This is a genomic window from Pseudomonas sp. ADAK18, assembly GCF_012935695.1.
Taxonomy (GTDB): domain Bacteria; phylum Pseudomonadota; class Gammaproteobacteria; order Pseudomonadales; family Pseudomonadaceae; genus Aquipseudomonas.
The window spans coordinates 4,273,669-4,297,119 of sequence record NZ_CP052859.1; the positions used below are offsets into that span (position 1 = coordinate 4,273,669).

Consider the following 23,451-nt stretch of genomic DNA (forward strand, 5'->3'; position numbering starts at 1 on the left):
TCATGAAAGGCGACATTACAGTCATCCAGCAACTCAACAAAATCCTTGCCAATGAACTGGTCGCGATCAATCAGTACTTCCTGCATGCGCGCATGTATGAAGATTGGGGCCTGGAAAAGCTGGGCAAGCATGAGTACAAAGAATCCATCCACGCCATGAAAGACGCAGACAAGCTGATCAAGCGCATCCTGTTTCTTGAAGGTCTGCCGAACGTCCAGGACCTGGGCAAGCTGAACATCGGCGAGCACACCCAGGAAATGATCAACTGCGACCTGGGCTTCGAACGCAAAAGCCACACCGACCTCAAGGCCGCCATTGCTCATTGCGAAAGCAAGGGCGACTTCGGCAGCCGCGAACTGCTGGAAGATATCCTTGAGGATCAGGAAGAACATATCGACTGGCTGGAAACCCAAGTGGGCCTGATCGATAAAGTCACTATCGAGAACTATCTGCAATCGCAGATGGGTGAATAAGCCTTAATTCTCGACCACTAAAAAGCCCCGCTCTCTTATGGAGAAGCGGGGCTTTTTATTACCGCAGCCTAAAACAAATCAGGCTTCGGTCTTCGCAGCAGCTTTTGCCGACGCGTCTTTGATCAGCGCTTGCAACGAACCATCAGCCGCCATCTCGGTGATGATGTCGCTACCACCGACCAACTCACCCGCTACCCACAGCTGCGGGAAGGTAGGCCAGTTGGCGTACTTTGGCAGGTTGGCGCGGATTTCCGGGTTCTGCAGGATATCCACGTAGGCGAACTTCTCGCCACATTGCATGATTGCCTGGGAAGCCTTTGCGGAGAAGCCACACTGAGGGGCGTTAGGCGCACCCTTCATGTAAAGCAGAATGGTGTTATTGGCAATCTGCTCTTTAATCGTTTCGATGATATCCATGGAACACCTCGGCTGGAACTTTCCGACTCATGGGTCGGCACGGTGGCGCATTGTAACGCAAAGCCCAGCATGACGCTCGGACTCCCCGACAGACACTCTTCAAGCTGCCGCCACCTGCACCGGCACACCATTCAACGCGGCGTTGCCCGATAACTCATCCACTTGACGCTCATCCGTCAGGTCATTGGCACTCGCCCCGGGCTGGCCACTGGCAATCGTCATCTGCACCCCTGGACGGCCATGACCCCAACCATGAGGCAGGCTGACCACGCCAGGCATCATGTCCAGGCTGGCCACTACTTCCACCTCAATCATGCCAATCCGTGAACTGACGCGTACCCGCTGGCCATCGCTCAACTGGCGCCGAGCCAGATCGTCGGGGTGCATCAACAACTGATGCCGGGGTTTGCCCTTCACCAGACGGTGATAGTTATGCATCCACGAGTTATTGCTACGCACGTGCCGTCGCCCGATCAACAACAACTCATCGGCCTCAGGCAGCGGTTGCGCGACGAATCGCACCAGGTCCGCCAGAATCACTTCAGGCGCAGCCTGCAGGCGACCATTGGCGGTTTTCAAGCGCCCGGCCAGATTGGCGTGCAACGGCCCCAGGTCCAGGCCGTGGGGATGATCAGCCAGTGCCGCCACTGAAAGTTTGTGACTGGACGCATCGCCATACGCTCCGGCCCTTATGCCAAAATCGATCATCTGCGCCGGCGGCATGGTTGGCTTGAGCGTGTTGCCGGTCTTCGCTGCAAATGCCTGGGCCAACCCGACAAAGATTTCCCAGTCATGCAGCGCACCTTCGGGCTTGGGCAGGATGGCGCGATTGAACCGCGTGACATTACGCACCGCGAACATATTGAAAGTGGTGTCGTAATGATCGTTTTCCAGGGCCGAGGTGGACGGCAGGATCAGGTCTGCATAGCGCGTGGTTTCATTGATATACAGATCGATGCTGACCATGAACTCCAGACCGTCCAGGGCTTGTTCCAACTGCCTCCCGTTGGGCGTAGACAGCACCGGATTACCCGCCACCGTCACCAGGGCGCGGATTTGTCCTTCGCCGTCGGTGAGCATTTCTTCGGCCAGCGCCGACACCGGCAGCTCGCCGCTGTATTCAGGGCGACCGGAAACCCGACTCTGCCAACGATTGAAATGACCGCCGGAAGTGGCCGCCACCAGATCGACCGCAGGTGTGGTGCATAAGGCGCCCCCCACTCGATCCAAGTTACCGGTGACCAGGTTGATCAACTGCACCAGCCAGTGACACAAGGTACCGAAGGCCTGGGTCGAGACCCCCATCCGCCCATAACAAACTGCCTTGTCGGCAGACGCGAAGTCCCGCGCTAACTGGCGAATCTGTTCGGCAGACACCGCGCATTGACGGCTCATGGCGTCGGCCGTAAACCCGGCAACGGCGCGGCGCACCTCATCCAGGCCATCTACCGGCAAGTGGCTGTCACGGGTCAGGTTCTCGGCAAACAGGGTATTGAGCAGCCCGAACAACAGTGCCGCATCACCACCGGGACGCACGAACAGATGCTGGTCGGCGATCGCCGCGGTCTCGCTGCGTCGGGGATCGACCACCACCACTTTGCCGCCACGGGCCTGGATGGCCTTCAGGCGCTTCTCCACATCCGGCACGGTCATGATGCTGCCGTTGGACGCCAGCGGGTTACCACCCAGGATCAGCATGAAATCGGTATGGTCAATGTCCGGAATCGGCAGCAGCAGGCCGTGGCCATACATCAGGTGACTGGTGAGGTGATGAGGCAGTTGGTCCACCGACGTGGCGGAAAAGCGATTGCGCGTCTTGAGTTGGCCAAGAAAGTAATTGCTGTGGGTCATCAAGCCATAGTTGTGCACGCTGGGATTGCCCTGGTACACCGCCACTGCGTTCTGCCCATGACGCGCCTGGATCCCCGCCAACCGCTCCGCCACCAGGGCAAAGGCTTCATCCCAAGCGATGGGCTGCCACTCGCTGCCCACCCGCAACATGGGCTGGTGCAGGCGGTCCGGATCATTCTGGATATCCTGCAGCGCTACGGCCTTGGGGCAGATATGACCGCGACTGAAACTGTCCAGCGGATCGCCCTTGATCGAAGTGATTGCCAGGCTGCCGTCTTCGGCCTGGGTGGTTTCCAGGGTCAGGCCGCAGATGGCTTCACACAGGTGGCAGGCACGGTGATGGAGAGTCTTGGTCATGGCCAGTCTCTTTTTTATGGGCAGCGTTGTCGGGGTGAGCGCTTTGCGCAAAACTATGGCCCGCCACCGCCCCTTACGCCAGCAACGTTCGTCGTGTGAATCCGCCGCCATCAGGCCCGACCATGGTGAAGCATTAGGAAATGTTTCAGAACCGGCAATCCCACCCTTCGCCACCTGCCCAAACCGACACAACCTGACCTACGCCCGCCCTGACGCGTTGCAAAGTTAAGCAACGCCAGTGTACAAATGACCCGCTGCTGTCAGGAAACAGGCTTCAAAAGCGCTCTCCTCGCGTCCTTGAACACCCCTAAAAACCGTAGCCTATTGGTAAGACGCGACATTTAGTGTCAATATCGCGCCTTCCCCTATTTCGTCGCCCCGTGCGGCTTTCGCCGCAGGTCTCGCCCGTTTTCCCAATAAACAAGGCTTTGAGTATCTGCGGTCTGTTGCAAAAGGTAGTTAATGATGAGCGCAAGGCACTTTCTCTCCCTGATGGATTGCACGCCCGAAGAGCTGGTCAGCGTGATCCGTCGAGGCATTGAGCTTAAAGACCTGCGTAACCGCGGCGTACTGTTCGAGCCTTTGAAAAACCGCGTGCTCGGGATGATTTTCGAGAAGTCGTCCACCCGCACCCGCCTCTCCTTCGAAGCCGGGATGATCCAGCTCGGCGGCCAAGCCATCTTCCTCTCGCCACGGGACACCCAACTGGGTCGTGGTGAACCTATCAGCGATTGCGCCATTGTCATGTCGCGCATGCTCGATGCGGTGATGATCCGTACCTTCGCCCACAGCACCCTCACCGAATTTGCCGCCAACTCCCGGGTACCGGTAATCAATGGCCTGTCCGATGACCTGCATCCCTGCCAACTGCTGGCCGACATGCAGACGTTCCTCGAACACCGTGGCTCGATCCAGGGCAAGACTGTGGCCTGGATTGGTGACGGCAACAACATGTGCAACAGCTATATAGAAGCGGCAATCCAGTTCGACTTCCATCTGCGCATTGCCTGCCCTGAAGGCTACGAGCCCTCCGCAGAATTCCTCGCCAAGGCCGATGGCCGTGTACAAATCGTGCGCGACCCTCGGGACGCGGTCGTCGGCGCCCATCTAGTGAGCACCGACGTCTGGACCTCCATGGGCCAGGAAGACGAAACCGCCAAGCGCCTGGCGCTGTTCGCACCGTTCCAAGTGACTCGTGCCCTGCTCGACCTGGCCGCACCGGACGTACTGTTCATGCATTGCCTGCCGGCCCACCGGGGTGAAGAAATCAGCCTCGACCTGCTGGACGATCAGCGTTCGGTAGCCTGGGACCAGGCGGAAAACCGTCTGCACGCGCAAAAGGCCTTGCTCGAATTTCTCGTCGAACCGGCGTACCACCACGCATGAGCCAGCCATTACTGCTGAATCTTCGCAATCTGGCGTGCGGTTATCAGGATCAACGGGTGGTGCAGAACCTCAACCTGCACCTCAACGCTGGCGACATCGGTTGCCTGTTGGGTTCCTCAGGCTGCGGCAAGACCACCACCCTGCGGGCGATTGCCGGATTTGAGCCGGTGCATGAAGGGGAAATCAGCCTGGCGGGCGAAGTCATCTCCAGCGCCGGTTTTACCCTGGCCCCGGAGAAACGTCGGATCGGCATGGTGTTCCAGGACTACGCGCTGTTTCCTCACCTCAGTGTGGCCGACAACATCGCCTTCGGCATCCGCAAGCACCCGCAAAAAGACCGAGTCGTTGCCGAGCTGCTGGAACTGGTCAACCTCAAGAACCTGGGCAAGCGCTTCCCCCATGAGTTGTCCGGTGGCCAACAACAGCGTGTTGCCCTGGCGCGGGCATTGGCGCCGGAACCACAGCTACTGTTACTGGACGAACCCTTCTCCAACCTCGACGGTGAACTACGGCGCAAGCTCAGCCATGAAGTGCGCGACATCCTCAAGGCTCGAGGCACCAGTGCGATTCTGGTGACCCATGACCAGGAGGAAGCGTTCGCGGTGAGTGACCATGTTGGCGTGTTCAAGGAAGGTCGCCTGGAACAGTGGGATACGCCCTACAACCTTTATCACGAACCACTGACACCGTTCGTCGCCAGCTTTATCGGGCAGGGTTATTTCATTCGCGGGCGGCTGACAACGCCGGAATCCGTCAGTACCGAGCTGGGTGAGTTGCGCGGCAATCGCGCCTATACCTGGCCGACTGGCGGCGCGGTAGATGTATTGCTGCGCCCGGATGACATCGTCTATGACCCGGACAGCGCGTTGAAAGCACGGATCGTCGGCAAGACCTTCCTCGGTGCGTCGACCTTGTATCGCTTGCAACTGCCAACCGGCGCCCAGCTGGAGTCGATCTTCCCCAGCCATGCTGATCATCAAGTAGGTGCTGAGGTTGGCATCCGTGTGGCGGCCGAGCATCTGGTGCTGTTCCAGGCCTCGGGCAGCACAGCGGCGCAGATCCCTCAGGTCGAATCGGGCGTTCGGCGTCACAGCACCGCCAACTGAAGAAACCGAACACAAATGTGGGAGCGGCGATGCGACGATTCGACTCGCTCGCGAAGCAGCGGATCAGTTGATGCATACTTGGCTGACACTCCGCCTTCGCGAGCAAGTCGAATCGTCGCACCGCCGCTCCCACATTAGATCTTCATACCCGGCCAATCTGCGCAAACTTGGCCTGGGTATGCTCGGCCAACACCGCCGCAGCCAACTCCACCTCAAGCCCCCTCCTCCCCGCGCTGACAAAAATTGTCGCAAAAGGCTGCGCCGTCACATCAATGAATGTGCGCAAACGCTTCTTTTGCCCCAGCGGACTGATTCCCCCCAGCAAATACCCGGTCGATCGTTGCGCGGCCGCCGGGTCGGCCATCTCGACTTTCTTCACCCCTGCCGCATGAGCCAAGGCCTTTAAATCCAGACTTCCGACGACCGGCACCACCGCCACCAGCAACTCGCCTTTTTCGCTGCTGGCCAGCAAGGTCTTGAACACCTGAGCAGGGTCAAGTCCCAGCTTTTCCGCGGCCTCCAGGCCATAGGACGCCGCCTTGGGGTCGTGTTCATAACTGTGGATACGATGTTCGGCGCGAACTTTTTTCAACAAGTCCAATGCGGGCGTCATGAAGGCTCCAGGCTTGGCATCAAGGTGGAAAAACGGATCACCAATTCTAGGCCAAGCCCGCGCAAAAGGCTCTAGTCCGACCCGCCCTGCGACGTATCCGAACAGGGAGTGACAGCCCTTTTATCAATCTCCTTCGCGATCATTCACCACACCAATAGTTAGAAAATGACCGATGGTTCACTTTCGACCTTTGACAGCCGTGTTTCTTGTCTATATTTTTTCGTTTCCGAATACTATAGAAACAGTCCTTCGGTACCCCAGCAGCAAGCCGCGAACAGGATGGGGATCCTCGCCACGGTGAAAATCGCCTCTTGCCCGTTATGACAAGACGCCGGACAACAACAAAAACAGAGGTTTTCAATGACAACTGCTCTTCAACAGCCTCCACTCTCAAGCCAATGCATGGCCGAATTCCTGGGGACCGCGTTGCTGATCTTCTTTGGTACCGGATGTGTTGCTGCGCTCAAGGTCGCGGGTGCCAGCTTTGGCTTGTGGGAAATCAGCATCATCTGGGGGATCGGCGTCAGCATGGCGATCTACCTGAGCGCCGGTATTTCCGGGGCTCACCTCAATCCGGCCGTGAGTATCGCGCTGTGTATTTTTGCCGATTTCGACAAGCGCAAACTGCCGTTCTACATCATTGCTCAAGTGGCGGGCGCCTTCTGCGCAGCCGCGTTGGTTTATACGCTTTATAGCAACCTGTTTTTCGATTACGAACAAACCCACCATATGGTCCGCGGCTCCCAGGCCAGCCTGGAATTGGCGTCGGTGTTCTCCACCTACCCACACCCACTGCTGAGTACTGCCCAGGCATTCCTGGTGGAAATGGTCATCACCGCCATCCTCATGGGCGTGATCATGGCCCTGACCGACGACAACAACGGCTTGCCCCGTGGCCCGCTGGCCCCGCTATTGATCGGCTTGCTGATCGCGGTAATTGGTAGCGCCATGGGCCCGCTGACCGGGTTTGCGATGAACCCAGCCCGTGACTTCGGCCCCAAACTGATGACCTTTTTCGCCGGTTGGGGTGAAATGGCCTTCACTGGTGGGCGCGATATCCCTTATTTCCTGATTCCGATTTTTGCACCCATTGTCGGTGCCTGCCTCGGCGCTGCCGCTTATCGCGGGTTGATTGCCCGTCACCTGCCTGGCGCCGCACCTGCTACAACTGACGCAGAAAACGCCGACACTGGCAAAACCCGAACTTCCTGACAGCGGTAGCCTGGGTGCTCCTGCCCTTTGCGACCCAGGCTATTGACCCACTCCTTTTTTCCGTCCAAGGCAATCGACATGACCGACACTCAGAATAAGAACTACATCATTGCCCTCGATCAGGGTACGACCAGCTCCCGAGCGATCATTTTTGATCGTGACGCCAACGTGGTCTGCACCGCCCAGCGCGAATTCGCCCAGCACTACCCGCAAGCCGGCTGGGTCGAACATGATCCGATGGAAATCTTCGCTACCCAGAGTGCGGTGATGGTCGAGGCCCTGGCACAAGCCGGCCTGCACCATGACCAGGTTGCTGCCATCGGCATCACCAACCAGCGTGAAACCACCGTGGTCTGGGACAAGGTCACCGGCCGCCCGATCTACAACGCCATTGTCTGGCAGTGCCGCCGCAGTACCGAGATCTGCCAGCAGCTCAAGCGCGACGGCCATGAGCAATACATCAGCGACACCACAGGCCTGGTAACCGACCCGTACTTCTCGGGCACCAAGCTCAAGTGGATCCTCGACAACGTCGAAGGTAGCCGCGAGCGTGCGCGCAACGGCGAGCTGCTGTTCGGCACCATCGACAGCTGGCTGATCTGGAAATTTACCGGCGGCAAGACCCACGTCACCGACTACACCAACGCCTCGCGCACCATGCTCTTCAACATCCACACCCTTGAGTGGGATTCGAAGATGCTGGAGATCCTCGATATCCCGCGTGAGATGCTGCCGGAAGTTAAGTCTTCCTCGGAAATCTACGGCCGCACCAAAAGCGGCATCGCCATCGGCGGTATCGCCGGTGACCAGCAGGCGGCGCTGTTTGGCCAAATGTGCGTAGAACCGGGCCAGGCAAAAAACACCTACGGCACCGGCTGCTTCCTGCTGATGAATACCGGCGACAAGGCCGTGAAGTCCAAGCACGGCATGCTCACCACCATCGCTTGCGGCCCGCGCGGCGAAGTGGCCTACGCCCTGGAAGGCGCTGTATTCAACGGTGGCTCCACCGTGCAGTGGCTGCGTGACGAACTGAAGATCATCGCCGATGCCACCGACACCGAATACTTCGCCAGCAAGGTCAAGGACAGCAACGGTGTGTACCTGGTCCCGGCCTTCACCGGCCTGGGCGCTCCGTACTGGGACCCGTACGCCCGTGGCGCGCTGTTCGGCCTGACCCGTGGTGTACGCGTGGATCACATCATTCGCGCAGCCCTGGAGTCGATTGCCTACCAGACCCGTGACGTACTCGACGCCATGCAGCAGGACTCCGGCGAGCGCCTGAAATCCCTGCGGGTAGACGGCGGCGCCGTGGCCAACAACTTCCTGATGCAGTTCCAGGCCGACATCCTCGGCACTCAGGTTGAGCGTCCGCAAATGCGCGAAACCACCGCACTGGGCGCCGCCTACCTGGCAGGCCTGGCCTGTGGTTTCTGGGGCAGCCTGGACGAATTGCGCGGCAAGGCCGTCATCGAGCGCGAATTCGAACCTCAGCTGGACGAAGCCGCCAAGGAAAAACTCTACGCCGGCTGGAAGAAAGCCGTCAGCCGCACCCGCGACTGGGAACCTCACGAGGGCGCTGAATAAGCCAACGGCTGGACCTATATAGGGTTGTAACTGGCAGGGAGCAGATTCCTGCGTCATCATGGGCCACTTTTTTGTACGGCAGCCCAAAGGACGCCCCATGAATCTGCCTCCCCGCCAGCAGCAAATCCTCGAACTCGTCCGCGAACGCGGCTATGTAAGTATCGAGGAAATGGCGCAGTTGTTCGTTGTCACCCCGCAAACCATCCGCCGTGATATCAATCAACTCGCCCAAGATAATCTGTTGCGTCGCTACCACGGCGGCGCGGCCTATGATTCCAGCGTCGAGAACACCGAGTACGCCATGCGTGCCGACCAGATGCGCGACGAGAAACAGCGCATCGGCGAAGCCATTGCCGCGCAGATCCCCGATCACGCCTCGCTGTTCATCAACATCGGCACCACCACCGAATCCATCGCCCGGGCGCTGCTGAACCACAACCACCTGAAAATCATCACCAACAACCTCAACGTCGCCACGATGCTCAGTGCCAAGGATGACTTTGATGTGCTGTTGACCGGCGGCAACGTGCGCCGTGACGGCGGCGTGGTGGGCCAGGCCAGCGTGGACTTTATTAACCAGTTCAAGGTCGACTTTGCCCTGGTGGGTATCAGCGGTATCGATGAAGACGGCAGCCTGCTGGATTTCGATTACCAGGAAGTGCGAGTGTCCCAAGCGATCATCGCCAATGCGCGCAAGGTGATCCTGGCCGCGGACTCCAGCAAATTCGGGCGCAATGCCATGATTCGCCTGGGACCTATCAGCTTGATTGATTGCTTGGTCACCGATCAGCAGCCGGTTCCAGCGCTGGTGCAGTTGCTCAATCAGCACAAGATTCGGCTGGAAGTGGTTTAACTCTCCGTCAGCTTCATCGCCTGTTCCACCGCCATCGCGGGCTTGCCCGCGATGGCGGATTAGCTCACGAGACATTTCTTGAGTCGGTCTCCCGACTCACGTTCACAAATTTTCCTTTTCCTGCCCTTCGATCAGTATTTTCAATCGAAGTCGGGTGGCTGTGCCCGCGTTTATAGGCTACCATTTTCGCAAATGAACATTAATGTTCGAATTCCAATACGAAAAAGATTGCGAGGCCAGCCGATGAACCCTTCTACCTTGCCTGCTCCACCGCTTGCCGAAGTCTATGACGTCGCCGTTATTGGCGGCGGGATCAACGGCGTCGGCATTGCAGCAGACGCAGCCGGTCGCGGTTTGTCGGTATTCCTTTGCGAAAAGGACGACCTGGCCAGCCACACCTCCTCAGCCAGCAGCAAGCTGATCCACGGCGGCCTGCGCTACCTTGAACATTACGAATTCCGCCTGGTGCGCGAAGCCCTGGCTGAACGGGAAGTACTGCTGGCCAAGGCCCCGCACATCGTCAAGCAAATGCGTTTTGTCCTGCCGCACCGCCCGCACCTGCGCCCAGCGTGGATGATTCGTGCCGGCCTGTTCCTGTATGACCACCTGGGCAAGCGGGAAAAGCTCGAAGGTTCGAAAAGCCTCAAGTTCGGTCCGGACAGCCCGCTGAAAAGCGAAATCACCAAAGGTTTCGAATATTCCGATTGCTGGGTCGACGACGCCCGCCTGGTGGTACTCAACGCCATGGCCGCACGGGAAAAAGGTGCCCATATCCACACCCAGACCCGTTGCGTCAGCGCTCACCGCAGCAAAGGCCTGTGGGAAATGAACATGGAACGGGCTGATGGCAGCCTGTTCTCGATCCGCGCCAAGGCGCTGGTGAACGCAGCCGGCCCTTGGGTTGCCAAGTTCATCAAGGACGACCTGAAGCTGGACTCGCCGTACGGCATCCGCTTGATTCAGGGCAGCCACCTGATCGTGCCGAAACTGTACGAAGGCGCCCACGCGCACATTCTGCAGAACGAAGACCAACGCATCGTCTTCACCATTCCGTACCTGAACCACTTCACCATCATCGGCACCACCGACCGCGAGTACACCGGCGACCCGGCAAAAGTAACGATTACCGAAGGCGAAACCGACTACATGCTGAATGTGGTCAACGCTCACTTCAAAAAACAGCTGAGCCGCGACGATATCGTCCGTACCTATTCCGGCGTGCGTCCGCTGTGCAATGACGAGTCCGATAACCCATCGGCCATCACCCGCGATTACACCTTGTCGCTGTCCGGCAACACCGGCGAAGCGCCTCTGCTGTCGGTGTTCGGTGGCAAGCTGACCACCTACCGCAAGCTGGCGGAGTCAGCGATGGGTTATCTGGCACCGTTCTTCACACAGATGCGGCCGAGCTGGACCGCGAAGGCGCCATTGCCCGGCGGCGAAGACATGACCACACCAGAAGCCCTGGCCGCGGCGATTCGCAACAAGTTCGACTGGGTCCCGAGCGAGATCGCCCGACGCTGGTCCACCACCTACGGCAGCCGCACCTGGCGCCTGCTGGAAGGCGTGCAGTCGCTGGCGGACATGGGCGATCACCTCGGTGGCGGCCTCTACACCCGGGAAGTCGACTACCTGTGTGCCGAAGAGTGGGCTATGCACCCTGAGGACATCCTGTGGCGCCGCAGCAAGCTAGGGCTGTTCACCACCCCGGAGGAGCAGGCAAACGTGCAGCACTACCTGGACAAGGTTGAACAGAACCGCAGCAAGATTGAAGCGGCCTGACATACCCGCCACGACAAAGCCCCTGCGCCGAAAGGTTCAGGGGCTTTTTTATGGCCATTCAAATAGTCGGTTTTCCGAACACCATGCCATCGCTGATTCGGTTTGCCGGATCAGGCCCTTGAAAGCCTTCAGTCATATAAAGTTAATATTGTTATAAATCATACAGTTAATAACTTATTTAAAGCCTGGCACGACTCATGCTCTACACTCGTAGTGCGATTGCCTGAGGTGCCTCAGGAGCCGCCATAGGCATTCGCTGTACAAATAAGGGCCGTCTTAACCGGCTTCATAAAAAAAACAAATGTCGAGGAAGTATTGATGCGCATCGTTCCCCATATTTTGGGCGCAGCTATCGCTGCTGCTCTGATCAGCACTCCAGTTTTCGCCGCCGAACTCACCGGCACGCTGAAGAAAATCAACGACTCCGGCACTATCACTCTCGCTCACCGCGACAGCTCCATTCCGTTTTCCTATATCGCGGATGGTTCGGGCAAACCCGTGGGCTACTCCCACGACATTCAGCTGGCCATCGTTGAAGCCCTGAAAAAAGACCTGAACAAACCCGACCTGAAGGTCAAGTACAACCTGGTCACCTCGCAAACTCGTATCCCGCTGATTCAGAACGGCACCGCGGACGTCGAGTGCGGCTCCACCACCAACAACGCCGAACGCGCCCAACAGGTGGACTTCACGGTCAACATGTTCGAAATCGGCACCCGCCTGCTGGTCAAGAAAGACAAGGACGGCAAGCCGTCCTACAGCGATTTCGCTGACCTGAAAGGCAAGAACGTCGTGACCACCGCCGGCACCACGTCCGAGCGCATCATCAAAGCGATGAACGCCGACAAGCAGATGGGCATGAATGTCATCTCCGCCAAAGACCACGGCGAATCCTTCCAGATGCTGGAAAGCGGCCGCGCCGTAGCCTTCATGATGGACGACGCCCTGCTGGCAGGTGAAGAAGCCAAGGCCAAGAAGCCCGATGACTGGGTTATCACCGGTACTCCACAGTCCTTTGAAGCTTACGCTTGCATGGTTCGCAAAGACGATCCGGCCTTCAAGAAAGCCGTGGATGACGCCATCGTCGGCCTGTACAAATCCGGCGAAATCAACAAGATCTACAGCAAGTGGTTCGAAAGCCCGATTCCACCTAAAGGCCTGAACCTGAACTTCCCGATGAGCGACAAGGTCAAGGAGCTGATCGCCAATCCGAGCGACAAGCCCGCGCCTGACGTAAAAATCTGATTTCTGACTAACCTTATCTCCTGAGGGAGCCAACCCTCCCTCAGGCGTCTGTTACTACCTGCTGGCTTTAATTTTGGAACACTCGACCTGGCGGTTTTCGAGCCGATCGTGTGTGCCTGGCGTTCACCGTCAGGCGGGAACGGATCTTCCCCAAGCGGGTGCTTGTACATTGATCGATCTCGAGGGGAGACCCTAATGAATTACAACTGGGACTGGGGCGTGTTCTTCAAGTCCACCGGCGTTGGCAGCGAGACTTATCTCGACTGGTACATCGCCGGTTTGGGCTGGACCATCGCCATCGCCGTCGTGGCATGGATCATCGCCTTGCTGCTGGGCTCAATACTGGGCGTCATGCGCACCGTGCCAAACCGCCTCGTATCGGGCATCGCGACCTGCTACGTGGAACTGTTTCGTAACGTACCGCTGCTGGTTCAGCTGTTCATCTGGTATTTCCTGATACCCGACATGCTGCCGCAGAACCTGCAGGACTGGTACAAACAAGACCTGAACCCGACCACCTCGGCCTACCTGAGCGTTGTCGTGTGCCTGGGTCTGTTCACCGCCGCACGTGTTTGCGAACAAGTACGCACCGGCATCCAGGCACTGCCACGTGGCCAGGAAGCCGCTGCGCGCGCCATGGGCTTCAAGCTGCCGCAGATCTACTGGAACGTGCTGCTGCCCCAGGCTTACCGGATCATCATTCCGCCGCTTACCTCCGAGTTCCTCAACGTCTTCAAGAACTCCTCCGTGGCGTCGCTGATCGGCTTGATGGAGCTGCTGGCGCAAACCAAGCAGACCGCCGAGTTCTCCGCCAACCTGTTCGAGGCCTTCACCCTGGCCACGCTGATTTACTTCACCCTGAACATGAGCCTGATGCTGCTGATGCGTGTGATCGAGAAGAAAGTCGCAGTGCCCGGCCTGATCTCCGTGGGGGGTAAATAATGGAATTCGATTTCAGCGGCATCATCCCCGCCATCCCCGGCTTGTGGAATGGCATGGTCATGACCTTGAAGCTGATGGTCATGGGCGTGGTTGGCGGGATCATCATCGGCACGATCCTGGCGTTGATGCGCCTGTCGTCCAATAAACTGCTGTCCCGCGTGGCCGGCGCCTATGTGAACTATTTCCGTTCGATCCCGCTGCTGCTGGTGATCACCTGGTTCTACCTGGCGGTGCCATTCGTACTGCGCTGGATCACAGGCGAAGATACGCCGATCGGTGCATTCACCTCCTGCGTCGTGGCGTTCATGATGTTCGAGGCGGCGTACTTCTGCGAAATCGTGCGGGCCGGCGTGCAATCGATCTCCAAGGGCCAGATGGCCGCCGCACAAGCCATGGGCATGAGCTACAGCCAGACCATGCGCCTGATCATCCTGCCCCAGGCGTTCCGCAAGATGACCCCGTTGCTGCTGCAACAGTCGATCATCCTGTTCCAGGACACCTCGCTGGTATACACCGTGGGCCTGGTGGACTTCCTCAACTCCGCCCGTTCCAACGGCGACATTATTGGCCGCTCCAATGAGTTCCTGATCTTCGCCGGTGTCGTCTACTTCATCATCAGCTTTTCCGCCTCGCTGCTGGTCAAGCGTCTGCAAAAAAGGTTTGCCGTATGATCTCTATCAAGAACATCAACAAGTGGTATGGCGACTTCCAAGTGCTGACCGATTGCAGCACCGAGGTTAAAAAAGGCGAAGTGATCGTGGTATGCGGGCCGTCCGGCTCCGGCAAATCCACCTTGATCAAGTGCGTCAACGCCCTGGAGCCGTTCCAGAAAGGTGACGTGGTAGTGGATGGCACGTCCATCGCCGACCCGAAGACCAACCTGCCAAAACTGCGCTCACGCGTCGGCATGGTGTTCCAGCACTTTGAGCTGTTCCCTCACCTGACCATCACCGAAAACCTGACCATCGCGCAGATCAAGGTGTTGGGCCGCAGCAAGGAAGAAGCCACCAAGAAAGGCCTGCAACTGCTGGAGCGTGTCGGCCTGTCGGCTCATGCCCACAAGCATCCTGGCCAGCTTTCCGGTGGTCAGCAACAGCGTGTGGCGATTGCCCGTGCGTTGGCGATGGACCCGATCGTCATGTTGTTCGACGAACCGACTTCGGCTCTGGACCCGGAAATGGTCAACGAAGTGCTGGACGTGATGGTGCAACTGGCCCACGAAGGCATGACCATGATGTGCGTGACCCACGAGATGGGCTTTGCCCGTAAGGTCGCGGACCGGGTGATCTTCATGGACGCTGGCAAGATCATCGAAGACTGCCCGAAAGAGGAGTTCTTCGGCGACATCAGCGCCCGCTCCGAGCGTGCGCAGCACTTCCTTGAGAAAATCCTGCAGCACTAAAAGCACACCGCTCTCACTGCCGAAACCGGACAAATGTGGGAGCGGGCTTGCCCGCGATAGCGATTTGCCAGTCAATCTACTGGCACCTGACATACCGCCATCGCGGGCAAGCCCGGCTCCCACATTTGATCTTCACTGTTTCGCAGACCGTGTTCGGCTTGGTTGAGCTCTGGTTGACCCAAGGCATCTGTGATGAAATGCGACCCCACCCTCTATCGCGCCGCACCGCCATCACTTGCCGTGAAGCCTCGTCTGATTCGCCAATTGTTCCTGCCGCCACTGATCATCCTGCTGATGATCGGCCTGGGTTTTATCGGCCTCTGGATCAGCGAATACTACGGAATCCGCACCCTGAGCGAGAACGGCGAACGTCAGCTGGAGCTGCACGCCCGTACCGTCGAGAGTGAGATCAGTAAATACACCTACCTGCCCAGTCTCCTGGAGCTGGAGTCCAGCGTCTCCAAGTTGCTGGCCGACCCGTCTGCGGAACACCGCAAGACAGTCAACGATTACCTCGAAGGCCTGAACCGGCGCAGCCGCAGTCGGGCCATTTATGTGATGGACACCACCGGCCGTGTGCTGGCCACCAGTAACTGGCGCGATGCCGACAGTTACCTGGGGGAAGACCTGTCCTTTCGCGCCTATTTCCAGAATGCGGTGCGCGGCCAACCCGGTCGGTTCTACGGCATCGGCAGCACCAACGGCGAACCCGGTTACTACCTGGCCCATGGCCTGGAAGAACACGGCAAGATCATCGGCGTCGCGGTGGTAAAAGTGCGCCTGGAAGCGTTGGAAGAGCGCTGGCAACGGGCGCGCCTGGAAGCCTTCGTCAGTGACGAGAACGGCATCATCATTCTGTCCAGCGACCCGGCGCGCCGCCTCAAGGCCGTGCGCCCCTTGAGTGACGACACCAAGGAGCGCCTGGCCCGCAGCCTGCAATATTACTGGGCAACCCTCAACGAGCTGGAACCCCTGGCCCGCGAGCGCCTCAGCGAGGGCACGGAAAAACTGACCTTCCCGGCCAACAGCGAAGTGGTGGCCGACGACAACGAAGTCAGCTACCTGGCCCAGACCCGGCCCCTGAGCGACACACCGTGGAACTTCACCCTGCTCACGCCCCTGAATGACCTGCGCCGGGCAGCGGTCAATCAGGGGATTCTGGTAGCCGTGGCCTTTGCCTTGGTAGCCTTCCTGTTGATCGCCTGGAATGAGCGGCGCAAGGTCATCGCCACCCGCCTCGCAGCACGAGAAGCCTTGCAGGAGGCCAATAACCAGTTGGAGCGGCGGATCGCAGAGCGCACCACCGATCTGCGGGCCAGCAACGAACGGCTCAAGAGCCAGATCCGCGAACGGCGCCAGGCCGAAGAAACCTTGCGCCGAGCCCAGGATGAACTCGTCCAGGCCGGCAAGCTGGCCGCCATCGGCCAGATGTCCACCAGCATCGCCCATGAATTGAATCAACCCTTGGCCGCCCTGCGTACGCTGTCGGGCAACACCGTGCGCTTCCTGGAGCGCGGTGCCCTGGACACCGCCAGCACCAACCTCAAGACCATCAACGAACTGATCGACCGCATGGGCCGTATCACCGCCAGCCTGCGCTCCTTTGCCCGGCGCGGTGACGACCAAGGCGAAGCGAGCCTGGGCAAGGCGGTAGACGCCGCCTTTCAGGTCCTGGGCAGCCGCCTGGACAGCTTGCCGCTGACCTTGCACCGCAACTTCACACCCGCACAATTGCAAATCGACCAGACCCGCCTGGAGCAAATCCTGGTCAACCTGATCGGCAACGCCCTGGACGCCATGCAGGCGCAACCGGCTCCCGAGCTGTGGCTGGAGGGTGATACCGTCGATGGTAAATACCGCCTGCGAGTACGCGACAACGGGCATGGTATTGACGCGCAAACCCGCAAACATTTGTTCGAACCTTTTTTCACCACCAAACCCGGCGAACAGGGACTGGGCCTTGGCCTCACCCTGTCGGCCAGCCTCGCGGCGGCCACCGGCGGCACGCTTGCCGTCGAGCCCCCGGTCAACGGTGGCACAGCCTTTGTCCTGAGCTTGCCCCTGGCAGGCCCTCATCCCGGCGAGTCGACATGAATACCGAACACAACACCGACCTGACCGTCCTGATCGTCGAAGATGACCCCCATGTACTGCTCGGCTGCCAGCAAGCCTTGGCCCTGGAAGACATTCCCAGCGTTGGCGTAGGCAGCGCCGAAGAAGCCCTGACCCGGGTGGGTGAAAACTTTGCCGGTATTGTCATCAGCGATATTCGCCTGCCAGGCATCGACGGGCTGGAACTGCTGACCCGTCTCAAGGCGTTGGACAAAAGCTTGCCGGTGGTACTGATCACCGGCCACGGAGACATCTCCATGGCCGTCGGCGCCATGCGCAACGGCGCGTATGACTTCATGGAAAAGCCCTTCTCCCCCGAACGCTTGGTGGACGTCGCCCGCCGCGCCCTGGAGCAGCGCGGCCTGGCTCGGGAAGTCTGGTCGTTGCGTCGGCAACTGGCCGAGCGCGACTCCCTGGAAGGCCGGATCATCGGCCGCTCACCCGCCATGCAGAACCTGCGGGAGTTGATTGCCAACGTCGCCGACACTTCAGCTAACGTGCTGATCGAAGGCGAAACCGGTACCGGCAAGGAATTGGTCGCCCGTTGCCTGCACGATTTCAGCCGCCGCCATTCCCACCAGTTCGTGGCCTTGAACTGCGGTGGCCTGCCAGAGAATCTGTTCGAAAGCGAAATTTTCGGCCACGAAGCCAATGCCTTTACCGGCGCCGGCAAGCGGCGGATCGGCAAGATCGAGCACGCCCACGAAGGCACGCTGTTCCTCGATGAAGTGGAAAGCATGCCGCTGAACCTGCAGATCAAGCTGTTGCGGGTCTTGCAGGAGCGCACCCTGGAACGTCTGGGTTCGAACCAGAGCGTGGCGGTGGATTGTCGGGTGATCGCCGCCACCAAGTCCGACCTCGATGACCTGAGCCGCGCCAATCAATTTCGCAGTGACCTGTATTACCGCCTCAACGTGGTAACCCTGGAACTGCCGCCCCTGCGCGAACGCAGGGAAGATATCCTGCAACTGTTCGAACACTTTCTACAACAATCGTCCCTGCGCTTTGACCGCACCGCACCGGACCTGGACAACCAAACCCTGTCCAACCTGATGAGCCACGACTGGCCGGGCAACGTGCGCGAACTGCGCAACGTCGCCGAGCGCTTTGCCCTGGGATTGCCGGCTTTCAAGAAAAGCGGTGCCAGCAGCGGCAGTAACAGCTTGGCCTTCACTGAAGCGGTGGAAGCCTTCGAGCGCAACCTGCTCAACGACGCCTTGCAGCGCAGCGGTGGCAACCTGACCCAGGCCAGCCAGGAGCTGGGCATGGCCAAGACCACGCTGTTCGACAAGGTCAAGAAGTACGGCTTGAGTCACTAGGAGCGTATTGTGGATTTATTGCTTAAGGCTGCGCTGGGTGCGGGGGTAGTGCTGATCCTGGCGGCGCTGGCCAAGACCAAAAACTATTACATCGCAGGCTTGGTACCGCTGTTTCCGACCTTTGCATTGATCGCCCATTACATCGTCGGCAAGGGTCGGTCGGTGGAGGATTTGAAGACCACCATCGTGTTCGGGATGTGGTCGATCATTCCGTACTTTGTGTACCTGACAACGTTGTACGTGATGGTGGACCGGATGCGGCTGGAGGCATCACTGGCCGTGGCGGCGGTGGCGTGGTTGATGGCGGCTACGGTGTTGGTGAGCGTGTGGGTGCGCATTCACGCCTGACGTTCAGACTCACCCCAATCAAAAATGTGGGAGCTGTCGAGCTTTAGCGAGGCTGCGATGGGATCACCTCGGTGCACCTGTCAGACCGCAGCGATCCCATCGCAGCCTCGCTAAAGCTCGACAGCTCCCACAGGAGATCATCGTCGCCAAGATTCAGCGAATGATCTTTTCCACCTGAATCCCCAACTTCTTCAACCGATACCAGAAGCTGCGCTCGGAAATCCCGATCTTCTGGGCTGCCGCCGCCTGCACGCCGTTGCTCTCCTGCAACGCCGCCAGGATGTACGCCTTCTCCACCTCGGCCAATGCTGCATCCAGGTCTTGAGGCACGCCGGGCCCTTCGCTGAGAACGGCTCCCACGCTGCTGTCTGCCGGGCGAGAAGCAAACAGATACGCCGGCAGATCAATGTCTTCGATCACTGCGCTGGCGGCCACGATGGTCGCCCGCTCAACGCAGTTCTGCAGTTCACGGATATTGCCCGGCCAGCCGTAGGCCGCCATGGCCTGCAACGCCTCCGGACTGAAGCCGGTGATGCGTTTACCGGTGGTGGCGCTCAAGGTCTGGGCAAAGTGTCGGGCCAGCGGCGCGATATCTTCCACGCGCTCACGCAGGGCCGGCAACGGGATCGGGAAGACGTTGAGACGGTAGTAGAGGTCCTCGCGGAACTCCTTGTTGGCCACCGCCTCCAGCAAGTTCTTGTTGGTGGCAGCGATCACCCGCACATCCACCTTGCGCTCGCGTGGATCACCCACCGGCTCGATCACCCGTTCCTGCAGAGCGCGCAGAATTTTCGCCTGCAACGCCAGGGGCATATCGCCCACTTCATCGAGGAACAGCGTGCCCTTGTCGGCCTGCATGAAACGTCCGACCCGATCCGCCACGGCGCCGGTAAAGGCACCCTTGCGATGGCCAAACATCTCGCTTTCCAGCAAACCCTCGGGAATGGCTGCGCAGTTGACCGCCACAAAAGGCCGGTCGGCGCGGTTGCCATGTTTGTGGATAGCCCGGGCGACCATTTCCTTACCGGTGCCGCTTTCGCCTGTCAACAGGATGGTCGCGTTGCTGTCGCGGACCGAATCCACCGCCTGCAACACCCGGCGAAAGGCCGGGCCATCGCCCACCAGGCTGTCGAACTGGGCATGCTCGTCCAGCTCGGCGCGCATCCGCGCGTTGTCGCGCATGATGTCGCGAAACTGCAATGCCTTGGCCACGGTGATGTCCAGCTCATCGATGTCGAAGGGCTTGGCGATGTAGTCATAAGCGCCGTTACGCATCGATTGCACGGCGTTTTTCACGGTGCTGTAGGCCGTCATGACAATCACCGGCAACTGCGGGTAACGCACTTTGATTTCCGCCAACAGCGCCGGGCCATCCATGCCAGGCATACGCCAGTCGCTGATCACCAGGTCGATGTCTTCCTGCTCCAGCACCTTGAGCGCGTGCAAGCCGTTGCCCGCCGTGAACACCTGGATGCCGCTCTGGCTCAAGGCCGAAGACAGCAGGTCACACAGCTTGGGCTCGTCGTCGACCACCAATACGTTATGTGTCATCACCATCCTCATCAAAACCGTCGTCTTCACCGTTAGCCGGAATGTACAGGCTGAAGGTGGCGCCGGCATCTTTCTCGCTGGCACATTCGATACTGCCGTCATGACTCTCCATGATCGAGAAGACTTTGGCCAGGCCCAGGCCAGTGCCTGAAGCCTTGGTGGTGACGAACGGCGTGAAGATGCGCTCGATCATGTCTGCCGGAATACCCTGACCGGTATCGGCAATGCTGATCACGGTGTTTTCTCCCACCGTACTGATACCCAGGGTCAGGCAACCACCGTCTGGCATCGCATCGATGGCGTTGAGAATCAAATTGAGGCAAGCCTGTTTGAGTTGCTTGGCATCCGCGTAGATGGTCGCACCGGGCGCGCGGTCGTCGATTTTCGCATCGATGTTGTGGGTGGACAGCTCCGGGCCGCAGAAACCGAGAATCTCCTCCACCAACGGCCGCGCCAGTTGCAGGGTACGCAGCGGCGCACTGGGTTTGGCGAAGTCAAGGAACTCGGTGATCAGGTCATTGATTCGGCTGACTTCGCTGATCACGTATTCCAAGTGACGCTTGTCGGTTTCCGGCAGATCGGCCCGGCGGTGCAACAACTGGGTGGCCGTTTTGATGATGCCCAGCGGGTTGCGAATTTCGTGGGCCAGGCCCATCGCGACTTCGCCCAGGGCATGCAGCCGGTCGCGACGGCGCAACTGCGCTTCCAGGTGATGCAATTCGCCCAGGCGTTCGGTCATGTGGTTAAAGGTGCTGCTCAGCTCGGCCAGCTCATCACCGCCGCTGACCGGCACCCGGTGTTGATAGTCACCTGAAATCACCGCCCGTACCCCTTCAGACAGGTTGCGCAGCGGGTGAGTCAGGCGCTTGGACACTAACCAGCCGGCACTCAGCGACAGCGCCGAACTGACCAGAAAGATCAGCACGAACAGGTTGCTCTGGTTGACCAGGCCCACCAGGCTGGAGTGACGCAGCAAGCCGCTGAAGATCACCCCTTGCAACTCACCGGAATCATTGAATATCGGCCAGTACAAACCGCTGTAGCGACTGGTGAACTGCTCACTCGGCTGCTTGGTCGAGCGCATCATGGCTTCGACCTGGCTTGGCACCTTGCTGGGGTGGTCCTCGAAACGCTGGGTGGCAAAAATCTCCGAGAAGCCAGTAGGGTTGGCCAGGTACAGGCGCAAGTCCAGGGAGTGCACATCGGCCACGCTGGTGAGGAAGCTGTTATCCAGGAAGGTCGCGATGACCAGCATGTAATCAACGCCCTCTTCAGTGGTCTCGAACGTCGAGACCACTGCACCGGTGGACACGCCACTGATTTGGATAGTCTGCAGGACCGCGTTGGACGACGTGCTGATCTGCCCGACAATGCTGTCAGCCACGGTGCTGAACGCCACCTTGTGGTCGCTTTTGCGAATCAGCGCAACCATATCGATGCCCATGGCATCGGCGATATCGGCCGTCAACTTGTCGTGCTTGGCCGAACTGCGAGACGTGGGCGGACGGGTATAGCGCAGGAACAACTGCGCCGCACGGGCGTTGTCGTGAAGGGTTTCACTGATCTCATCCTTGACGATCTTGGTCGACTCTTGCAGCCAGATACGCACGTTGCTGTCGAAAATCTGCGACAGGGTGGTGGCCGCCAGCTCAGCGGCAATCATGGTCGGAATGACGCTGACCAGCCAGAACGCCAGGACCAGCTTACGCTGGACGCTCCAACGCGAAATGGCAAAGGGGCGGGCTTTTTGGCGGGTCTTGGTGATCATCAGGTTTCGCTTATCGCAGCAGCCATGGCGGGGTCGGATCGATCCGGACGAATAAACACTTTTACGACTTTAAGCAGCATGTTGAGCAGCCAATTGCGATGGCGGAAAAACACACTATTACCCTCGAACTTGCAGCCCAGGCGCAGCTTACTGGCATACCCGGCCTGACCACACTCATACCGCGCAATATTGTTCTGAATACAGTAGTCGACGTTGGTCAGCCAACTACGAAAGTACAGGTTGTACTCCCGGCTGCGGGCCAGGTCATGGGCGAAGAATTTGTCGATCAACCGATCCTGGTTCAGCAGGATCAGATTGAAGGCCACCAATTGCTCGTCCACCCAGTAAAGAACACAGACCGCACGCTCTCCCAACTGTTCGAGGATACCGGTGAAATACCCGCTCGGCAGGCGTTCGAATTGCAGGTCGGCGCGTTCCAGAGTGGCTTCATACAACCGCATGATCTCTGGCAGCACGTCGTCGATAGTGCGTCGCCACTCCACCCGCGGGCCTGGCGCCCGCAGTTTGCGGCGTAGGTCCTTGCGGGTGGATTTGCCCAGGGAACCCAGGTAGGCGTCCACTGAACCAAAAGGGATGGGCAACAGCGCCGATGGCAGGCTGGGCATGCTTTGAAAGCCCGCTGCCTGGCAACTGTTGGCCCAATGTTCGTCATTGGTCGGCGCGTCTTTCACCGCCAACAGGCCAATGCCGAAGTCATCGGCATCCCGGCGCGCAGCCTGGAGCAAATGCTCAAGCAACGCTTGACGCCGGGACTCGGGAATATGGCTGGCAGTACCCGCGTCGCACTGCTCGGCCACCGGCGAACCAATGGCGTACAGGCCCAATTGCAAAACACCCGGCCACAGTCGCTCCAGGCGCTCGGTAAAGCGCTTGCCGATACCCGACACAGTGGTGTCGAGGCGGTAATGGGTGATAAACGCCGGGGCAACTGCCACCAGCGTTTCACCCTCGAACACCGCCAGATAACGCCACTGAAAATCATCGATGGCCGCTTTTTCCACGGCCACGTAATAGTCCCAATCCTCCAGGGCACCAGGAAAGCAGTCGTTCCAGGCACTGCGCTCGATAGCACCAATGGTCGAAAAGGCTTGGGCGGTAATCACGTCTCT

At 59.2% G+C, this 23,451-nt stretch carries 20 protein-coding genes; 14 read left to right on the top strand and 6 right to left on the bottom strand.

Going from position 1 to position 23,451, the window contains the following annotated elements:
- Window positions 1-2: 2 nt before the first annotated feature.
- Window positions 3-473: a bacterioferritin gene (bfr, locus tag HKK55_RS19330; protein WP_169356135.1), complete on the top strand. Its 471-nt coding sequence runs from the start codon at window positions 3-5 to the stop codon at window positions 471-473.
- A gap of 78 nt (window positions 474-551) precedes the next feature.
- Here the strand turns inward: bfr and grxD are convergent, their stop codons facing one another.
- Both grxD and HKK55_RS19340 read right to left on the bottom strand, forming a co-directional pair.
- Window positions 552-890: a Grx4 family monothiol glutaredoxin gene (grxD, locus tag HKK55_RS19335; protein WP_169356136.1), complete on the bottom strand. Its 339-nt coding sequence runs from the start codon at window positions 888-890 to the stop codon at window positions 552-554.
- Between the two features lie 99 nt (window positions 891-989).
- Window positions 990-3,098 (bottom strand): molybdopterin oxidoreductase family protein, encoded by a 2,109-nt coding sequence (locus HKK55_RS19340; protein WP_169356137.1) that lies wholly within the window; start codon window positions 3,096-3,098, stop codon window positions 990-992.
- 465 nt (window positions 3,099-3,563) lie between these two features.
- Between HKK55_RS19340 and argF the strand changes: the two genes are divergently transcribed.
- Together argF and HKK55_RS19350 are read left to right on the top strand one after the other, a co-directional pair.
- On the top strand, window positions 3,564-4,484 hold the full coding sequence (gene argF / locus HKK55_RS19345) for an ornithine carbamoyltransferase (protein ID WP_169356138.1): 921 nt from the start codon (window positions 3,564-3,566) through the stop codon (window positions 4,482-4,484).
- The gene (locus HKK55_RS19350) at window positions 4,481-5,590 is read left to right on the top strand and encodes an ABC transporter ATP-binding protein (protein ID WP_169356139.1); all 1,110 of its coding nucleotides are present in this window, start codon (window positions 4,481-4,483) and stop codon (window positions 5,588-5,590) included. The genes argF and HKK55_RS19350 overlap by 4 nt, the downstream gene beginning before the upstream one ends.
- A 142-nt stretch (window positions 5,591-5,732) precedes the next feature.
- Here the strand turns inward: HKK55_RS19350 and ybaK are convergent, their stop codons facing one another.
- Window positions 5,733-6,203, bottom strand: a complete 471-nt coding sequence (ybaK, locus tag HKK55_RS19355; RefSeq protein WP_169356140.1) for a Cys-tRNA(Pro) deacylase — start codon at window positions 6,201-6,203, stop codon at window positions 5,733-5,735.
- A 360-nt stretch (window positions 6,204-6,563) separates the two neighbouring features.
- Between ybaK and HKK55_RS19360 the strand changes: the two genes are divergently transcribed.
- The 11 genes from HKK55_RS19360 to HKK55_RS19410 all read left to right on the top strand — a co-directional run bounded on the left by HKK55_RS19360 (window position 6,564) and on the right by HKK55_RS19410 (window position 19,002).
- Window positions 6,564-7,415 carry an MIP/aquaporin family protein gene (locus HKK55_RS19360; protein WP_169356141.1) on the top strand — a complete coding sequence of 284 codons (852 nt, stop codon included), beginning with the start codon at window positions 6,564-6,566 and terminating at the stop codon, window positions 7,413-7,415.
- A 78-nt stretch (window positions 7,416-7,493) separates the two neighbouring features.
- Window positions 7,494-8,999, top strand: coding sequence for a glycerol kinase GlpK (gene glpK, locus HKK55_RS19365; protein ID WP_169356142.1), 1,506 nt, complete (start codon window positions 7,494-7,496; stop codon window positions 8,997-8,999).
- Window positions 9,000-9,096: 97 nt separating this feature from the next.
- Window positions 9,097-9,852, top strand: a complete 756-nt coding sequence (locus HKK55_RS19370; RefSeq protein WP_169356143.1) for a DeoR/GlpR family transcriptional regulator — start codon at window positions 9,097-9,099, stop codon at window positions 9,850-9,852.
- A 243-nt stretch (window positions 9,853-10,095) separates the two neighbouring features.
- Window positions 10,096-11,634, top strand: a complete 1,539-nt coding sequence (gene glpD, locus HKK55_RS19375) for a glycerol-3-phosphate dehydrogenase (RefSeq protein ID WP_169356144.1) — start codon at window positions 10,096-10,098, stop codon at window positions 11,632-11,634.
- Window positions 11,635-11,952: 318 nt separating this feature from the next.
- Window positions 11,953-12,879 carry a glutamate/aspartate ABC transporter substrate-binding protein gene (locus HKK55_RS19380; RefSeq protein WP_169356145.1) on the top strand — a complete coding sequence of 309 codons (927 nt, stop codon included), beginning with the start codon at window positions 11,953-11,955 and terminating at the stop codon, window positions 12,877-12,879.
- A gap of 195 nt (window positions 12,880-13,074) precedes the next feature.
- The gene (locus HKK55_RS19385) at window positions 13,075-13,821 is read left to right on the top strand and encodes an amino acid ABC transporter permease (RefSeq protein ID WP_169356146.1); all 747 of its coding nucleotides are present in this window, start codon (window positions 13,075-13,077) and stop codon (window positions 13,819-13,821) included.
- On the top strand, window positions 13,821-14,492 hold the full coding sequence (locus tag HKK55_RS19390) for an amino acid ABC transporter permease (protein ID WP_169356147.1): 672 nt from the start codon (window positions 13,821-13,823) through the stop codon (window positions 14,490-14,492). The genes HKK55_RS19385 and HKK55_RS19390 overlap by 1 nt, the downstream gene beginning before the upstream one ends.
- The gene (locus tag HKK55_RS19395) at window positions 14,489-15,223 is read left to right on the top strand and encodes an amino acid ABC transporter ATP-binding protein (protein ID WP_010170183.1); all 735 of its coding nucleotides are present in this window, start codon (window positions 14,489-14,491) and stop codon (window positions 15,221-15,223) included. Before HKK55_RS19390 ends, HKK55_RS19395 begins: the two co-directional genes overlap by 4 nt.
- A 192-nt stretch (window positions 15,224-15,415) precedes the next feature.
- Window positions 15,416-17,317 carry an ATP-binding protein gene (locus tag HKK55_RS19400; protein WP_169356148.1) on the top strand — a complete coding sequence of 634 codons (1,902 nt, stop codon included), beginning with the start codon at window positions 15,416-15,418 and terminating at the stop codon, window positions 17,315-17,317.
- Window positions 17,314-18,654 carry a sigma-54 dependent transcriptional regulator gene (locus HKK55_RS19405; protein WP_169356149.1) on the top strand — a complete coding sequence of 447 codons (1,341 nt, stop codon included), beginning with the start codon at window positions 17,314-17,316 and terminating at the stop codon, window positions 18,652-18,654. The genes HKK55_RS19400 and HKK55_RS19405 overlap by 4 nt, the downstream gene beginning before the upstream one ends.
- An 18-nt stretch (window positions 18,655-18,672) precedes the next feature.
- Entirely contained in the window at window positions 18,673-19,002 is a 330-nt protein-coding gene (locus HKK55_RS19410) for a GlpM family protein (protein ID WP_178128887.1), read from the top strand.
- Between the two features lie 153 nt (window positions 19,003-19,155).
- Here the strand turns inward: HKK55_RS19410 and HKK55_RS19415 are convergent, their stop codons facing one another.
- Genes HKK55_RS19415 through HKK55_RS19425 form a run of 3 tightly spaced genes read right to left on the bottom strand, consistent with a single transcriptional unit; the run spans window position 19,156 to window position 23,445 of the window.
- The gene (locus HKK55_RS19415) at window positions 19,156-20,553 is read right to left on the bottom strand and encodes a sigma-54 dependent transcriptional regulator (protein WP_155581242.1); all 1,398 of its coding nucleotides are present in this window, start codon (window positions 20,551-20,553) and stop codon (window positions 19,156-19,158) included.
- The gene (locus HKK55_RS19420) at window positions 20,543-22,321 is read right to left on the bottom strand and encodes a HAMP domain-containing sensor histidine kinase (protein WP_169356151.1); all 1,779 of its coding nucleotides are present in this window, start codon (window positions 22,319-22,321) and stop codon (window positions 20,543-20,545) included. The genes HKK55_RS19415 and HKK55_RS19420 overlap by 11 nt, the downstream gene beginning before the upstream one ends.
- A complete protein-coding gene (locus tag HKK55_RS19425) occupies window positions 22,321-23,445 on the bottom strand; it encodes a GNAT family N-acetyltransferase (protein WP_169356152.1) in 1,125 nt (374 codons plus the stop codon). Before HKK55_RS19425 ends, HKK55_RS19420 begins: the two co-directional genes overlap by 1 nt.
- Window positions 23,446-23,451: the final 6 nt, after the last annotated feature.

Bases quoted from the DNA above. Each gene is read 5' to 3' on its own strand.
- bfr (WP_169356135.1), top strand. From the start codon at position 3: ATGAAAGGCGACATTACAGTCATCCAGCAACTCAACAAAATCCTTGCC.
- grxD (WP_169356136.1), bottom strand. From the start codon at position 890: ATGGATATCATCGAAACGATTAAAGAGCAGATTGCCAATAACACCATT.
- HKK55_RS19340 (WP_169356137.1), bottom strand. From the start codon at position 3,098: ATGACCAAGACTCTCCATCACCGTGCCTGCCACCTGTGTGAAGCCATC.
- argF (WP_169356138.1), top strand. From the start codon at position 3,564: ATGAGCGCAAGGCACTTTCTCTCCCTGATGGATTGCACGCCCGAAGAG.
- HKK55_RS19350 (WP_169356139.1), top strand. From the start codon at position 4,481: ATGAGCCAGCCATTACTGCTGAATCTTCGCAATCTGGCGTGCGGTTAT.
- ybaK (WP_169356140.1), bottom strand. From the start codon at position 6,203: ATGACGCCCGCATTGGACTTGTTGAAAAAAGTTCGCGCCGAACATCGT.
- HKK55_RS19360 (WP_169356141.1), top strand. From the start codon at position 6,564: ATGACAACTGCTCTTCAACAGCCTCCACTCTCAAGCCAATGCATGGCC.
- glpK (WP_169356142.1), top strand. From the start codon at position 7,494: ATGACCGACACTCAGAATAAGAACTACATCATTGCCCTCGATCAGGGT.
- HKK55_RS19370 (WP_169356143.1), top strand. From the start codon at position 9,097: ATGAATCTGCCTCCCCGCCAGCAGCAAATCCTCGAACTCGTCCGCGAA.
- glpD (WP_169356144.1), top strand. From the start codon at position 10,096: ATGAACCCTTCTACCTTGCCTGCTCCACCGCTTGCCGAAGTCTATGAC.
- HKK55_RS19380 (WP_169356145.1), top strand. From the start codon at position 11,953: ATGCGCATCGTTCCCCATATTTTGGGCGCAGCTATCGCTGCTGCTCTG.
- HKK55_RS19385 (WP_169356146.1), top strand. From the start codon at position 13,075: ATGAATTACAACTGGGACTGGGGCGTGTTCTTCAAGTCCACCGGCGTT.
- HKK55_RS19390 (WP_169356147.1), top strand. From the start codon at position 13,821: ATGGAATTCGATTTCAGCGGCATCATCCCCGCCATCCCCGGCTTGTGG.
- HKK55_RS19395 (WP_010170183.1), top strand. From the start codon at position 14,489: ATGATCTCTATCAAGAACATCAACAAGTGGTATGGCGACTTCCAAGTG.
- HKK55_RS19400 (WP_169356148.1), top strand. From the start codon at position 15,416: ATGAAATGCGACCCCACCCTCTATCGCGCCGCACCGCCATCACTTGCC.
- HKK55_RS19405 (WP_169356149.1), top strand. From the start codon at position 17,314: ATGAATACCGAACACAACACCGACCTGACCGTCCTGATCGTCGAAGAT.
- HKK55_RS19415 (WP_155581242.1), bottom strand. From the start codon at position 20,553: ATGACACATAACGTATTGGTGGTCGACGACGAGCCCAAGCTGTGTGAC.
- HKK55_RS19420 (WP_169356151.1), bottom strand. From the start codon at position 22,321: ATGATCACCAAGACCCGCCAAAAAGCCCGCCCCTTTGCCATTTCGCGT.